At 39.5% G+C, this 14,427-nt stretch carries 14 protein-coding genes; 8 read left to right on the top strand and 6 right to left on the bottom strand.

Going from position 1 to position 14,427, the window contains the following annotated elements; translation table 11 throughout:
* Nucleotides 1-2 precede the first annotated feature (2 nt).
* Entirely contained in the window at nucleotides 3-1,106 is a 1,104-nt protein-coding gene (locus tag GD630_RS07845) for an ABC transporter permease (RefSeq protein WP_143866834.1), read from the top strand.
* 77 nt (nucleotides 1,107-1,183) lie between these two features.
* Nucleotides 1,184-2,299: an ABC transporter permease gene (locus tag GD630_RS07840; protein WP_143866981.1), complete on the top strand. Its 1,116-nt coding sequence runs from the start codon at nucleotides 1,184-1,186 to the stop codon at nucleotides 2,297-2,299.
* Nucleotides 2,300-2,394: 95 nt separating this feature from the next.
* On the opposite strand, the gene GD630_RS07835 is transcribed toward GD630_RS07840, so the two are convergent.
* From GD630_RS07835 to GD630_RS07825, 3 genes are all read right to left on the bottom strand, one after another.
* Nucleotides 2,395-3,201 (bottom strand): hypothetical protein, encoded by an 807-nt coding sequence (locus GD630_RS07835; RefSeq protein WP_143866833.1) that lies wholly within the window; start codon nucleotides 3,199-3,201, stop codon nucleotides 2,395-2,397.
* A 211-nt stretch (nucleotides 3,202-3,412) separates the two neighbouring features.
* Complete coding sequence (locus GD630_RS07830; protein WP_143866831.1) at nucleotides 3,413-3,841, bottom strand: Hsp20/alpha crystallin family protein; 429 nt, start codon at nucleotides 3,839-3,841, stop codon at nucleotides 3,413-3,415.
* Between the two features lie 271 nt (nucleotides 3,842-4,112).
* Complete coding sequence (locus GD630_RS07825) at nucleotides 4,113-4,589, bottom strand: alanyl-tRNA editing protein (protein WP_143866829.1); 477 nt, start codon at nucleotides 4,587-4,589, stop codon at nucleotides 4,113-4,115.
* 303 nt (nucleotides 4,590-4,892) lie between these two features.
* On the opposite strand from GD630_RS07825, the gene GD630_RS07820 reads away from it, so the two are divergent.
* A complete protein-coding gene (locus tag GD630_RS07820) occupies nucleotides 4,893-5,597 on the top strand; it encodes an SGNH/GDSL hydrolase family protein (RefSeq protein ID WP_182505735.1) in 705 nt (234 codons plus the stop codon).
* Between the two features lie 243 nt (nucleotides 5,598-5,840).
* Here the strand turns inward: GD630_RS07820 and uvrB are convergent, their stop codons facing one another.
* Complete coding sequence (uvrB, locus tag GD630_RS07815) at nucleotides 5,841-7,874, bottom strand: excinuclease ABC subunit UvrB (protein WP_017143046.1); 2,034 nt, start codon at nucleotides 7,872-7,874, stop codon at nucleotides 5,841-5,843.
* A gap of 187 nt (nucleotides 7,875-8,061) precedes the next feature.
* On the opposite strand from uvrB, the gene GD630_RS07810 reads away from it, so the two are divergent.
* From GD630_RS07810 to GD630_RS07790, 5 genes are all read left to right on the top strand, one after another.
* Nucleotides 8,062-9,360 carry a phenylacetate--CoA ligase family protein gene (locus tag GD630_RS07810; protein WP_007761233.1) on the top strand — a complete coding sequence of 433 codons (1,299 nt, stop codon included), beginning with the start codon at nucleotides 8,062-8,064 and terminating at the stop codon, nucleotides 9,358-9,360.
* A gap of 25 nt (nucleotides 9,361-9,385) precedes the next feature.
* Nucleotides 9,386-9,811 (top strand): amino acid-binding protein, encoded by a 426-nt coding sequence (locus tag GD630_RS07805; RefSeq protein WP_143866825.1) that lies wholly within the window; start codon nucleotides 9,386-9,388, stop codon nucleotides 9,809-9,811.
* Between the two features lie 113 nt (nucleotides 9,812-9,924).
* The gene (locus GD630_RS07800; protein WP_143866823.1) at nucleotides 9,925-10,728 is read left to right on the top strand and encodes an outer membrane protein assembly factor BamD; all 804 of its coding nucleotides are present in this window, start codon (nucleotides 9,925-9,927) and stop codon (nucleotides 10,726-10,728) included.
* A gap of 14 nt (nucleotides 10,729-10,742) precedes the next feature.
* Complete coding sequence (locus GD630_RS07795; RefSeq protein ID WP_007752374.1) at nucleotides 10,743-11,078, top strand: DNA-directed RNA polymerase subunit omega; 336 nt, start codon at nucleotides 10,743-10,745, stop codon at nucleotides 11,076-11,078.
* A gap of 108 nt (nucleotides 11,079-11,186) precedes the next feature.
* Entirely contained in the window at nucleotides 11,187-11,630 is a 444-nt protein-coding gene (locus GD630_RS07790) for a DUF4293 domain-containing protein (protein WP_143866821.1), read from the top strand.
* Between the two features lie 161 nt (nucleotides 11,631-11,791).
* Here GD630_RS07790 and GD630_RS07785 read toward each other — a convergent pair whose 3' ends face one another.
* Together GD630_RS07785 and GD630_RS07780 are read right to left on the bottom strand one after the other, a co-directional pair.
* Nucleotides 11,792-12,526, bottom strand: coding sequence for a porin family protein (locus tag GD630_RS07785; protein ID WP_017143043.1), 735 nt, complete (start codon nucleotides 12,524-12,526; stop codon nucleotides 11,792-11,794).
* Nucleotides 12,527-12,534: 8 nt separating this feature from the next.
* The gene (locus GD630_RS07780; protein WP_143866819.1) at nucleotides 12,535-14,298 is read right to left on the bottom strand and encodes a LysM peptidoglycan-binding domain-containing protein; all 1,764 of its coding nucleotides are present in this window, start codon (nucleotides 14,296-14,298) and stop codon (nucleotides 12,535-12,537) included.
* Nucleotides 14,299-14,427: the final 129 nt, after the last annotated feature.

Below are 14,427 nucleotides of genomic sequence, written 5' to 3'. Positions count from 1 at the left end.
TTATGAAACAGTTTATAGCTTTTATAAAGAAAGAGTTTTATCATATTTTCCGTGACCGGCGAACCATGCTGATTTTGTTGGGGATGCCTGTCGTGCAAATTATTCTATTCGGTTTTGCTATCAGCACGGAAGTGAAGAATGTTCGGTTGGCGGTGCTCGATCCTTCTAATGATGTGGTAACGCGAAAAATAATTGATCGTTTGGATGCCAGTGAGTATTTCACCGTTACTGCACGTTTTCATTCGCCCCAGGAAATGGAAGCTGCTTTCCTAAAGAATGAAGTTGATATGGCGATTGTCTTTAGCGAACGGTTTGCGGATGATCTCTATACGGGTGATGCTCATGTACAGCTGATAGTAGATGCAACAGATCCCAATATGTCGACTTCGCAAGTTAATTATGCGACAGGAATCGTTTCTATGGTAGGCCAGGAGATGATTCCCCCGAATATGTCGGCTGCCCGCCTGACTCCTGATATCAAATTGCTCTATAACCCGCAGATGAAGAGTGCTTATAACTTTGTTCCGGGAGTGATGGGCTTGATCCTGATGCTGATTTGCGCCATGATGACCTCGATTTCCATTGTTCGTGAGAAAGAAACAGGCACGATGGAAGTATTATTAGTTTCACCTGTGAAGCCGCTATTTATTATTTTGGCAAAGGCTGTACCTTATTTTGTGCTGTCGTTCGTCAATCTGATAACGATCCTTTTGCTTTCGGTCTTTGTGTTGGATGTTCCGGTGGTAGGAAGTTTGTTCTGGTTAATCACGGTATCTTTGCTGTTTATTTTCGTATCCTTGGCATTGGGCTTATTGATCTCATCAGTCACACGTACACAGGTTGCGGCCATGCTGGTTTCCGGATTGATGCTGATGATGCCCACGATGCTTTTATCGGGCATGATTTTCCCTATAGAGAGTATGCCGGTGATACTTCAATGGATCTCGGATATACTTCCGGCACGTTGGTATATACAGGCTGTGCGTAAACTGATGATTGAAGGAGTACCAGTTGCATTGGTGTATAAAGAGATTGGTATCTTGTTATTGATGGCGACGGTACTTATTACGATCAGTATCAAGAAATTTAAGTATAGATTGGAATAATAGGTCGATATGCCAATTGGCTGCATGAATACTATACAGTGTGCTAATGGGCAGATTGATAAATGGAAGAATTATTTATGATAAAGTTCCTGATAGAAAAAGAGTTTAAACAATTGCTTCGCAATTCGTTTCTTCCGAAATTGATTCTTGTATTTCCATGCATGATTATGCTGCTGATGCCTTGGGCGGTAAATCTGGAAATCAAGAATATACAGCTGAATATTGTGGATAATGACCATTCGGCTATTTCACAACGTTTAGTCAATAAGATTGCCGCCTCTACCTATTTCCGTCTGGTGGAAGTGCCGGCTTCGTATGAAGAAGGCTTGCGGAATATTGAAATTGGAACGGCGGATATTGTGATGGAAATTCCGCGGCATCTGGAACGGGATTGGATGAATGGAGAAGATACTCACATACTGATAGCAGCCAATGCTGTGAATGGGACAAAAGGAGGGCTGGGGAGTTCTTACCTATCTTCTATTATTAATGATTATGCAGCCGAGCTGCGTTCGGAATATCCTGCAACTGCTACAGTCTCCGGTGCTTTCCCTTCGATAGGTATTGATACACAGGGGTTGTTTAATCCGAATCTGAACTATAAACTCTATATGATTCCGGCATTGATGGTCATGTTATTAACTTTGATTTGTGGTTTCTTGCCTGCATTGAATATAGTTAGCGAGAAGGAAGTAGGAACGATTGAGCAAATCAATGTGACGCCGGTTCCGAAGTTTATCTTTATTTTGGCAAAGCTCTTGCCTTACTGGTTGATTGGTTTTGTGGTGCTGACTGTATGTTTCATATTAGCCTGGTTAATTTATGGCATAGTGCCAGTCGGTCATTTTCTATTAATTTACTTTTTCGCAGTTCTTTTCGTTCTGGTAATGTCCGGTTTCGGACTTGTTATTTCCAACTACTCGGCAACGATGCAACAATCTATGTTTGTTATGTGGTTTTGTTTGTTGGTTGTAATTTTGATGAGTGGTTTGTTTACACCGATTACTAGTATGCCTGAATGGGCTCAACTAATAACGATATTCAATCCTTTGAGATATTTTATGGAGGTGATGAGAATGGTGTATTTAAAGGGGAGTGGTTTTGTGGACCTATTGCCACAATTGGGTATATTATTATTGTTTGTTGTTGTCTTCAATATTTGGGCGGTGCTTAGTTATCATAAGAATAAGTAATTAGTATTATGCTGCAAAGAGAATACTCTAAAAGAACAAAGGCGGAGCAAAAGACTTTATTCTTTGCCCGCCTTTGTTCTTTTAGTGCTTCTTATTTAGAATGTAATACCAATACGTAATCTAGGTTCGATGTATGTTTTAAAATTCGTTACCCGGTAATTATCGGTTGTTTCTTCATTTATAGAATCTTCGTGAGTAGTAGTTTGACCATTTACGGTGTTTTTAGTGATAGAGGTTGCGTCATATTCCATTTTCAATGTTTTGGCTGACTGACAACCAAGTCCTAATTCTGTTCCGATATAAAGTCCTTTATAAATATAGAATTCTACACCCGCAAAAATAGCAGCGTTGATGTTCAATGTTGCTCTTTGGGCTTGCTCGAATATATTGCCACTATTATCTCCACTGACGATGGCACCGTTCTTTAGTTCTCCTGTTTTTGACGTTTCAATTATTTCTTCTCCATTGTATGTATTGGATATTGTTTTTGAATAGTCTTTAACTTTTGTAGATGCAAAATTCTTTCCAAATCCAATACTACCTCCTACATATGCATCCAATCTTTTCCATAAGTCAAAGTGGCGTTCATAACCGAAGTCGATATTAAAATTTCCCATTTTATATTTGTATTCTTCGTTATAACTACTTTCAGTGTCTTCATCGAACTCATCGTTTGTATATTTTGAATTTATTGATTTGATTCCGATTTTTAATCGAACAGCATCTTTATCACTAAAGAAATAACGTACTTTTAGACCATCTAGACTAAAAGTTTCACCATCCTGATCAAAGGGGTTAATTTGGACTTCTGTGCTCCATGAACCTTTTGTCGGTTTGTTTTGTGCAAATAAATTTCCCGCCATTAATAGAGTGGCAAATAAAATAAATACTAACTTCTTCATAAGTTTTGTTTTAATAGTTTTATTAATATTATCTTAAAAATACTGCAAATGTATTCAATTTTTTAATATAAACCTGATAATTCTTCTCTTTTTCTTTATATTAATTAATAAACGTTGTTCTTGTGTGGGGAGTATATACAAAAACAGCTCTTCTCATTTTTTGAGAAGAGCTGTTTAGATTACTCTACCACCATTTTAGGTGGTATATAGATTACTTTATTTCAATTTGCCGATTGGGCTTCTTCACTTCTTCTTCAGAGAGTTTCGGAAGTTCGATGTTTAAAACACCATGTTCTACGGATGCGGCAATTTTTTCTTTGTCCACATTGTCCGGTAGAATCATTGTTTGCTGGAACTTAGAGTATGAGAATTCGCGACGCAGATAGCGACCGTCTTTCTTTTCCTCCTTGTTTTCAGCCTTCTTCTCCATGCTGATAACGAGGTTGTTGTCTTCATCAATGCGAACATTGAAATCATCCTTCGTCATACCAGGAGCAGCCAATTCCACTTTGTATTCTTTTTCTGTTTCCAAAACATTAATTGCAGGTGCAGTAGCATTTGCTTTTACCATCCAATCGTTATCAAAGAAATCATTAAAGATACTTGGTAACCAACCTTGAGTTCTTCTAACAGGCATCATAATTTTAGTCTCCTATCTTTAAGTTAAACATTCAATTAATAAATTTTGAACCTCGGCGTTTTCACTTCCGATGGTATCGGTTGTCCCGCCTTCCATCGTCCGCTCTCGAACCGTTGTTCGCTTCTATAAATGCAAACCTTATGCCAAGAGCTTTTGGAGACTTAAATTGTCTATTTGTCATTGTAATAATGCCAAATTTGCAATATAGGTGACAAAATGTATTCTGTTTTTATTTATTTTATATAAGATAGATATTAATTTGATAACCTGTTTACTTCTTCTCGATCAGTTTGAACCTTATTCTTAGTGTTTGCCTTTCTTTGTCATAATCATGACTAATGATTTTAAAGGTACCCACTTCAGAAGTATTGGATACATGCAATCCGATGCAGGCGCAGGCATCATAATCTCCAATGCGGACAATGCGAAGAGTTTCACTTGCATCGGCAGGTAGCTTACTTAAATCTACGATGTCTTTGGCCTGTTCATGAGTCATAAACTCAACTGTCACAGGTAGGTTCTGACTGATTGCCTCGTTCACTTTATCTTCAATAGACTGGATTTGTTCCGCTGTCGGACATGACGAAAGTATATAGTCACATTTGCTCTTTTTCCTTTCGATGTGGGCATTGCGAGAACGTGGGCAGCCAAAGGTTTTCACCATGGTGGCATTGAGTAAATGCTCTGCTGTATGCATAGGAGGGTATTCCTGCTTGTTGTGATCGTTGAGTTGAATTTGTTGTTCCATTGGATTTAGTTATTTGAATTGATTGTTTCTATTTTACGATAGATCCTATACGTATAGATATAAAAAAAGGAGCAACGCCTTGCTCCAACCTTTGTTAACCTTAAATCTAATACTATGAAAAACACATTGCAAAGATACGGACTTCTGTGATATTTGCAAATAATCCAAGAAAAAATGTATGTTATATAACATAGATTAAGAAAATGCATTCCTGTCTTAACGGTTATTCGGAATTTTACTGTCTATGTACAGAGATTTTTTTATCTTTGCGTCCAATATCTATTACTAATACCTAATATAAATATGGATAAAAGAAGAATGTATCAATGGTTACTGTTGGCAATTATTTGTTTAAGCTTCTCAATGGGAGAGAGCTATGCACAGAAAAAGGATTTTGCAAATTTAGCTCGTTATTCAAAACAAAATGCTGCGCTTCCGCAAGCGACAAAAAAAGATAAACGGGTTGTTTTTATGGGAAATTCCATCACTGAAGGTTGGGTAAGGACTCATCCGGACTTCTTCAAGACAAATGGATATATTGGTCGCGGAATCAGTGGGCAGACTTCTTATCAATTCTTGTTACGTTTTCGGGAAGATGTGATTAATCTTTCTCCTGCTTTAGTAGTGATTAATGCCGGAACAAATGATATTGCCGAAAATACACAGGCTTATAATGAAGATTATACGTTTGGAAATATCATCTCCATGGTCGAATTGGCTAAAGCGAATAAGATTAAAGTTATTCTGACTTCCGTACTTCCTGCCGCTGCATTCAAGTGGAGAATGGAAATTAAAGATGCTCCTCAGAAGATTAAATCTTTAAATGATCGGATAGAGGCTTATGCAAAAGCAAATAAAATTCCGTATGTGGATTATTATCAAGCATTGGTTGTTTCTGAGAATCAAGCATTGAATCCTCAATATACAAAAGACGGAGTACATCCGAACAGTGAAGGATATGATATCATGGAACCGTTGATAAAGAAAGCGATTGAGAAAGCACTTTGAATACGAAGATAACGTATAGACATAAAAAAAGGAGCAACGCCTTGCTCCAACCTTTGTTAACCTTAAATCTAATACTATGAAAAACACAATGCAAAGATACGGACTTCCGGCAACTTTGCAAATTATCAGTCATTGATAAGTGTTTTTATAACTCTAATTAACGGAATGGATGCCGTGATACAGGTTTGTTAAGATTTTCTATGCTTGGCAATCAAGTTTGTAGTAGGAGAGAAGTGGGGAAATCTATCCCCATTTCTCTTTCATTAAGTCTTCCAATTTTAATAATTCGTCACGGTATTGGGCAGCTTCAATAAATTCAAGCTTTTTGGCTGCTTCCTGCATTAGTTTGCGCGTACGTTCGATACTCTTTTCCATTTGTGCTTTACTCATATACTGTACTACCGGATCTGCCGCAATGTTCGGAGTTGTCGGTTCAATATAGGCTTGTTTTTCTTTCAGCAATTCATTTGTTTCCGAATTAGCGTTGCCGAATACATCCAAGTTTCTCGCTTTCTTGATCTGCTGTGGAGTAATGCCGTTTGCCTCATTGTATGCCAACTGTTTCTCTCGTCGACGATTGGTCTCGTCGATGGTCAGTCTCATGCTGTCCGTAATTTTATCGGCATACATGATTACTTTTCCGTTCACATTACGCGCTGCACGTCCGGCTGTCTGCGTCAACGAACGATGGGAACGAAGGAAGCCTTCCTTGTCTGCATCAAGGATAGCTACAAGAGATACTTCCGGCAAATCGAGACCTTCACGTAGCAGATTGACCCCGATCAGCACATCGTAAATTCCCTGTCGGAGGTCATCCATGATTTTTACACGTTCGAGGGTATCAACGTCGCTATGAATATAATTACACCTTATATTATTGTTGAGGAGATATTCAGTTAGCTCCTCCGCCATGCGCTTGGTAAGAGTAGTGACAAGAACACGCTCTTCTTTCTCAATACGCAGTTGAATTTCTTCCATCAGATCATCGATCTGGTTCAAGCTCGGGCGTACTTCAATAATTGGGTCCAACAATCCGGTAGGACGGATTACCTGTTCCACTACAATCCCTTCGGATTGGATGAGTTCATAGTCTGCCGGTGTAGCGCTGACATAGATCACTTGCTTCGCCATTTCCTGAAATTCTTCAAATTTCAACGGTCGGTTATCCATGGCGGCAGGTAGGCGGAAACCATACTCCACAAGATTGATTTTACGTGCCCTGTCGCCTCCGTACATTGCACGGATCTGAGGAACACTGACATGGCTTTCGTCAATGACAATCAGAAAATCGTCCGGAAAGAAATCCAGCAGACAATAAGGACGGGTACCTGCAGCACGACCGTCGAAATAGCGGGAATAATTCTCAATGCCGGAGCAATGTCCCAATTCCCGAATCATTTCCATATCGTATGTGACACGCTCGTATAGTCTTTTCGCTTCATATTCTTTGCCGATAGACTCAAAGAAAGCGACCTGTTTGGTCAAGTCATCTTCTATCTCATGAATGGCTCGGAGGGTTGCTTCCTTAGTAGTCATGAACAAATTGGCGGGATAAATCTTATAAGCCTCGAAGGGGGCGACAGTGACTCCGCTGACTGGGTCTACCTCCTCTATGCCATCAATCTCGTCTCCCCAAAATGTGACGCGCAACAGGTTGTCCGTATATGCCAGATAAATATCCACAGTATCTCCTTTGACGCGGAAATTACCACGATTAAGGTCGATATCGTTGCGGACATACAGACTGTCTACCAGGCGGCGAAGGAAAACATTGCGGTCAATCATGCGCCCCCGTTCTATTTCAATCACATTTTTATAAAAGTCCGAAGGGTTTCCCATGCCATAGATACAGGAAACGGAAGAGACCACCACTACGTCTTTTCGTCCGGAGAGTAGGGCGGAAGTTGCGGCGAGACGGAGCTTGTCTATCTCGTCATTGATGGCAAGATCCTTTTCTATATAAGTATCGCTGCTAGGCAAATAGGCTTCCGGCTGGTAATAATCGTAGTAAGAAACGTAATATTCCACCGCATTATTCGGAAAGAATCCCTTAAACTCTCCATATAATTGGGCAGCCAGCGTCTTGTTATGACTCAAAATCAATGTCGGCTTATTGATATTAGCGATTACATTGGCAATGGTAAATGTTTTTCCCGATCCTGTGACCCCCAATAAAGTCTGTGCGGGAACTCCTTGAAGTACCCCTTCAGTCAGTTGTGCGATTGCTTCCGGCTGGTCTCCGGTAGGTTTATAAGCTGATGTTAGTTCAAAATTCATAGTTAATTCTAAAATTGGAACAATATTCGGCAAAATAATCGAGATTACAAATCATTTTTCCAAATAAATCCTTTACTTTGCAACAAAATAATTGAAAATTGAGAATTGAAAATTAAAAAGTATTGCAGAAGCAGATAATTCCCTTTCATTCTCGATTCTCTATTTTTTAATTTTAATAATGAAAAGCATGATTTGGAATGAGAGCATTGAGTGTATGGATCGTGAGAGTCTTCGTAAGATTCAAAGCATACGACTCAAGAAAATTGTAGATTACGTTTATCACAACACACCCTTCTATCGGAAGAAGATGCAGGAAATGGGAGTCACTCCCGACGATATCAATAGCATTGATGATATTGTGAAACTGCCGTTTACCACGAAACATGATTTAAGAGATAATTATCCGTTCGGGCTTTGTGCTGTGCCGATGAGTCAGATCGTACGTATCCATGCTTCATCCGGTACGACGGGAAAACCGACGGTTGTCGGCTATACTCGTAAGGATTTGTCTTCATGGGCGGAATGTATTTCTCGTGCCTTTACCGCATACGGGGCAGGCCGATCGGACATTTTTCAAGTATCATACGGATATGGACTTTTCACAGGCGGACTGGGGGCACATGCCGGAGCCGAAAATATCGGAGCTTCTGTGATTCCGATGTCTAGCGGTAACACTGAAAAGCAGATAACGTTGATGCATGACTTCGGTTCGACAGTACTTTGTTGCACACCTTCTTATGCATTGTATCTGGCAGATGCGATTAAGGATTCGGGTTATCCGCGTGAGGAGTTTAAGCTGAAAGTCGGTGCTTTCGGTGCAGAACCTTGGACGGAAAATATGCGCCATGAGATTGAAGAAAAGCTGGGCATTAAGGCATACGATATTTATGGATTGAGTGAAATTGCCGGACCGGGTGTGGGGTACGAGTGTGAATGCCAGCATGGAACCCACTTGAATGAAGACCATTACTTTCCCGAAATTATTGATCCGAATACATTACAGCCGGTAGAACCCGGTCAAACAGGCGAACTGGTGTTTACCCACCTTACAAAGGAAGGTATGCCGCTGCTCCGTTATCGTACGCGCGACCTTACCGCTCTACATTATGACAAATGTTCCTGTGGACGTACATTGGTACGCATGGATCGTATCTTGGGACGCAGTGATGATATGTTGATTATTCGTGGTGTCAATGTATTCCCGACACAAATAGAATCCGTTATTCTTGAAATGGCGGAATTTGAACCGCATTATCTGCTGATAGTGGGACGCGAGAATAATACCGATACGATGGAACTTCAAGTAGAAGTACGACCGGAATTCTATTCTGATGAAATCAATAAGATGTTGGCTCTGAAGAAGAAATTGGGTGCGCGTCTGCAGAGTGTACTCGGATTGGGAGTCAATGTGAAGCTGGTAGAACCACGTAGCATTGAACGCAGTGTGGGTAAAGCGAAACGGGTGATTGATAACAGAAAACTTTAAAACTTAAAATTAATACTCTACGATTATGGTAGCAAAACAACTTTCTATCTTTTTGGAAAACAAGTCAGGCCGTTTGACGGAAGTGACTGAAGTGCTGGCGAAAGAAGGTATCAATCTTTCTGCTTTGTGCATCGCTGAAAATGCTGATTTCGGTATTTTGCGCGGAATTGTGTCCGATCCGGATAGAGCATATAAAGCTTTGAAGGATAATCATTTTGCAGTAAATGTGACCGATGTGGTCGGAATCAGTTGTCCTAATGTGCCGGGAGCTTTGGCAACTGTATTGGGATATTTGTCTGCCGAAGGGGTATTTATCGAATATATGTACTCGTTTGCCAATAATAATGTGGCCAATGTAGTGATTCGTCCTAGCGATCTGGATAAATGTATTGAGGTGTTGAAAGAAAAGAAAGTCGATCTGCTGGCGGCTAGCGATTTGTATAGACTTTAATCGTCTTTTTCTCCCCATTTGTCGATGTTTAACGCCTTTTATGTATTAAAAAACATAGATTAATTGCTAAATTCCCTGCGAATAAGTAACTTTGCGCAATATTTTAAAATAGGATGAAGAAAAATATCATTATAACTTTGCTTGCGGCAGCTACTCTCACTTCATGTGGGGAGTATAATAAATTGCTGAAAAGCACCGATTACGAATACAAGTACGAAGCCGCTAAAAACTATTTTGCAAAAGGACAGTATAACCGTTCGGCTACTTTGTTGAACGAATTGATTACTATTCTTAAAGGAACGGATAAAGCGGAAGAATCTTTGTATATGTTGGGCATGAGTTATTATAATCAAAAAGATTATCAGACTGCGGCTCAGACTTTTATCACCTATTTTAATACATATCCCCGTGGAACTTTTACTGAATTGGCACGTTTCCATGCAGGTAAAGCGTTATTTTTGGATACTCCGGAGCCACGTTTGGATCAGTCAAGTACTTATCAGGCTATCCAACAATTGCAGATGTTCATGGAATATTTCCCGAACAGTAGTAAAAAGCAAGAGGCACAGGATATGATTTTTGCTTTGCAGGATAAGTTGGTGTTGAAAGAACTTTATTCAGCCAAATTATATTATAACTTGGGTAATTATTTGGGCAACAACTATGAGTCTTGTGTCATCACGGCTCAAAATGCACTGAAGGATTATCCTTATACTGATTATCGCGAAGAACTTTCCATCTTGATTCTGCGTGCAAGGCATGAGATGGCTATTTATAGCGTGGAAGATAAGAAAATGGATCGTTATCGTGAGACAATCGATGAATATTATGCTTTTAAGAATGAGTTTCCGGAAAGCAAATATCTGAAAGAGGCTGAGAAAATTTTCAATGAATCACAGAAAGTAATTAAAGACTAAATTTAAATAGATTTATGGACTACAAAAAGACGAATGCTCCTACTACAACGGTAACCCGTGACATGATGGAACTCTGCTCCGATACAGGGAATGTTTATGAAACAGTTGCCATTATTGGTAAGCGTGCTAATCAGATTAGTGTGGAAATCAAGAACGATCTTTCTAAGAAATTGGCAGAGTTTGCTTCTTATACTGACAACATGGAAGAAGTGTTTGAAAATAGAGAGCAAATCGAGATTTCTCGTTATTATGAGAAGTTGCCGAAACCGGACCTGATTGCTACGCAAGAATACATCGAAGGGAAAATATATTATAGAAATCCGGCTAAAGAGAAGGAAAAACTTCAGTAATTTATTTTCTGACGAAAGAATTGATAGTCAAGTAGTAAGTGGGATGACAATCCCTGCTCCTTATTGCTTGGCTATTATTGTTTAACTCAACTACTATTTATACTATTTATGATTCAAAGAATTCAAACAGTTTATTTACTGATTGTTACAGGTTTGCTGATTACAGCAATGTGCTTGCCGATGGGGTATTTTACTGATGCGATGGGAGAGCACTCTTTTAAAGCTCTAGGAATAGAAATAAACGGTGCTTACGAGTCTACATGGGGCTTATTCTGCATCTTATTGCTTAGTACTATTGTTGCCGTAGCTACAATTTTTTTATATAAAAATCGTATGTTGCAGATACGTATGACGATTTTCAACAGCTTATTGCTGGTAGGCTATTACATTGCTTTTCTTGCTTTCTATTTTGCATTGAAGAATGATGCGAATATGTTTCGGGTAGGGTGGGCTTTGTGTTTGCCGCTTGTTTCCATTATTCTGAATATATTGGCTGTTCGTGCTATCGGACGTGATGAAGTGATGGTAAAGGCTGCGGATAGATTAAGATAAAGTTTTCTCTATACTCTCTGAGTAATTCGTTAATAATATAATAGACAAAAAGCATAGCTTTAACTCCTATAAAGCTATGCTTTTTGCTATCTAAAGCTACGCTTTGGCATCTCTAAAACGATGCATTGCAAATGTGGAATTTTTTTTCGTGTAGGAGGATTTTATTTCTTCAAATCGAATAAATAAGTGAGCTTTATTGAAATTGTTCCATGCGCTGCACGGGCAAAATAATCCTTTTTGGTTGTCTTGTAGAAATCGGATAAGGCAAAATAATAACGTCCTTCCACTATAAAACTACCGGCTTTTTTCGTTCTAAGCTCTACACCACCGCCTCCGGTAATGCCATAATCAAATTTATTCTGAATCTTAGTACCGTATACCGCTTTTTGGGTACTTGACAACTCATTCATATCAATTCCTTTTATTGTTTCCGATTCACTGATCAAAAAGCCTATCTGCGGGCCTGCATGAATGAAAAATTGCAATCCTCTGTCTCGTCCGAAAGCTAGGTGGGCAAGAAAAGGAATATCGATATAGGTCATCTTGCGGGTATAAGTTTTACTTGGATCTTTGGAAGTCACTTCATTTCCATTATCGTCTAGTGACACGATTTCAAATAATTGATCCCAACCTCGTTGTGAGAAGTTCAGTTCGACCTGTGCCCCACAAATCATGGCAAAATACTTTTCAGAAATATAACGGGCTGTCAATCCTCCGGTTATTCCCATCAGGCTGTTCTGTTTGATGGTAGGAGTGAAGGATACACTATTTAAGTTGACACCTCCGTTGACACCTACAGAAAAATTGCTTCGTGCCTCTCCGATCTGAGCAGTGGCGGAGAGAGTGAATCCTGTTAGCAGAAGGCCTGCGATCAAAAATGGTTTTATCTTTATCATTTTCCGTATTATTCGAAGTCAAGTTTTACTAATTCAAAGTTTTTAGTGAAACGAATGAAGAACACTTTCTTATTAATAAATCCTCCCCAATTGTTCACACGTTGGAATTTGAAGCCGGTTTGAATAGGAGTCAGATTCATTTTAGACAGATTATTTTCAAGTTCCGAGCCATAACGTGACAATCCCTTCAAGAAAAAGAATCCGGTGTCAAAACCAAGCATTGCATAATTGGGATACTTGCTGATTAAGTCTTTACTGTACCATTTATGGTAAGCGTTGGTAAACTGCACGGCAGCTGGGAATAGTGTGTTCGTATAAAACGAAGAATAGAAATACACGTCCAGTTCAAAGAAACTTTCCAAATGATCTCTCGTGTAAGTCTGCCATTCCGGATAGCCGAACAAATGGATGTTCTGTCCTGCATTATCTCTGACTAACAGCGTCAATTGCGGGAGTACTTTAATAAGCAATACATTTCTTCCTGAGGTAGGAATAAAGATGTTCTCCTTATCATTGCGGAGCGCTGCTTTCAACGTTTCTTTTGTAGCATTCTCATTGACCGTTTGCATGGAGATGCCCTTATTCTTTAGCTCTTGTTTCAAGCCACTGATAAATTCAGCCTTTTCTTTGTCGGCACTGATAGGCTCGATAAAGATAACATGCGCATTGGGAAATTGACGTGTGAAATGCTCGTAAACTTCTGAATATAAATAGGATTGCGGTGTATTGATCTGATAAACAGCCGGATTATTGAATACCTCTTCACCCTTTTGAGAGAAAGGAATCACCAGACGTATATCATTCTTTTTTGCGAAATCAGACAGTGGCTTGATTTGGTTCTGATGCATCGGGCCAAAAATAACATCCATCTTCTTCATCTCGTTCTTTGAAAGAATCGCATTCAAGGTAGAAACCTCTTTTCCACTGTCATATACATATAAATCCAAAGAAGTACCTGTACGTTTCAGACTATCCACTGCCATAAGAAAACCTTCGTAGTATTCCACCATACGTTTGTCTTCCTGGAAAGGCAGTATCAATGCGGCTTTAATGGTCGACATCTTCTTGGGAGTCTCCTTACTTTCGCGGAAAAGTTCGCTGTTACTTGGAGGGATAGCGTATGGATCTTCTTTGGGGGTGGGTTGCGTGGTTGTTGCCGCCGGGTAGGGGATACAAAGTAGTTGTCCTTTTTTCATCCCTTTTTTAAGTTCGGGATTAGCGGCAATCAGCTCCTCTTCACTGATTCCGTATTCGCGGCTTACGCTAAAGATTGTTTCTTTGCGTTTCACTTTATGCATTTCTTTGCATCTGGGAACCACAGGACCTTGAATATTACTTTGCTCAGTCGGTTTTTGGACGGTAACGACCTGTTCCTTCTCCTTTTGCGGGATAAGGATCACCTGTCCGATACGGAAATTCTCAGCGCTCAATCCCGGATTCGCTTCACATATATCCTTAGCGGATATATTGTACATTGTTGTCAGTTTATACAGTGTCTCTCCGGCTTGAATCGTATGGAATGTTTCTCCTTTCTGGCTTTCTTTTCCTTTGGGAATTTTAATGGTTTGTCCGGCATAAATTTTCTCGTCACAACCGGGATTCAAACGGATAATATCCGATGTTGTGACATTGTACATCTTGGATATAGAATATAAACTTTGTCCTTTTTCGATGGTATGCAAGAAATAGGATTGATTCTCCTGTGCATAACTGACGGCGTATGAAACGCTTATAAAAAGCAGAAATAAGAATATTCGGTTTATCGGTTTCATCAAATTATAACTATTGGTTCTTGAAATCAAGGAACAAAGGTACGAATAATGCCCTATATCTTCATAAGATTTGAGTTAAGAAAATAATATTGTGCTTTTTTAGGAGCATATTTCGGGCGGAAACATTAA

Source organism: Bacteroides zhangwenhongii (assembly GCF_009193325.2).
Taxonomy (GTDB): domain Bacteria; phylum Bacteroidota; class Bacteroidia; order Bacteroidales; family Bacteroidaceae; genus Bacteroides; species Bacteroides zhangwenhongii.
Note: the sequence above shows the minus strand (reverse complement) of the source record. Positions and strands in the feature narration are given on the sequence as shown.

Excerpts from the sequence above, each read along its gene's own strand:
- GD630_RS07845 (WP_143866834.1), top strand. The coding sequence starts at position 3 with ATGAAACAGTTTATAGCTTTTATAAAGAAAGAGTTTTATCATATTTTC.
- GD630_RS07840 (WP_143866981.1), top strand. The coding sequence starts at position 1,184 with ATGATAAAGTTCCTGATAGAAAAAGAGTTTAAACAATTGCTTCGCAAT.
- GD630_RS07835 (WP_143866833.1), bottom strand. The coding sequence starts at position 3,201 with ATGAAGAAGTTAGTATTTATTTTATTTGCCACTCTATTAATGGCGGGA.
- GD630_RS07830 (WP_143866831.1), bottom strand. The coding sequence starts at position 3,841 with ATGATGCCTGTTAGAAGAACTCAAGGTTGGTTACCAAGTATCTTTAAT.
- GD630_RS07825 (WP_143866829.1), bottom strand. The coding sequence starts at position 4,589 with ATGGAACAACAAATTCAACTCAACGATCACAACAAGCAGGAATACCCT.
- GD630_RS07820 (WP_182505735.1), top strand. The coding sequence starts at position 4,893 with ATGGATAAAAGAAGAATGTATCAATGGTTACTGTTGGCAATTATTTGT.
- uvrB (WP_017143046.1), bottom strand. The coding sequence starts at position 7,874 with ATGAATTTTGAACTAACATCAGCTTATAAACCTACCGGAGACCAGCCG.
- GD630_RS07810 (WP_007761233.1), top strand. The coding sequence starts at position 8,062 with ATGATTTGGAATGAGAGCATTGAGTGTATGGATCGTGAGAGTCTTCGT.
- GD630_RS07805 (WP_143866825.1), top strand. The coding sequence starts at position 9,386 with ATGGTAGCAAAACAACTTTCTATCTTTTTGGAAAACAAGTCAGGCCGT.
- GD630_RS07800 (WP_143866823.1), top strand. The coding sequence starts at position 9,925 with ATGAAGAAAAATATCATTATAACTTTGCTTGCGGCAGCTACTCTCACT.
- GD630_RS07795 (WP_007752374.1), top strand. The coding sequence starts at position 10,743 with ATGGACTACAAAAAGACGAATGCTCCTACTACAACGGTAACCCGTGAC.
- GD630_RS07790 (WP_143866821.1), top strand. The coding sequence starts at position 11,187 with ATGATTCAAAGAATTCAAACAGTTTATTTACTGATTGTTACAGGTTTG.
- GD630_RS07785 (WP_017143043.1), bottom strand. The coding sequence starts at position 12,526 with ATGATAAAGATAAAACCATTTTTGATCGCAGGCCTTCTGCTAACAGGA.
- GD630_RS07780 (WP_143866819.1), bottom strand. The coding sequence starts at position 14,298 with ATGAAACCGATAAACCGAATATTCTTATTTCTGCTTTTTATAAGCGTT.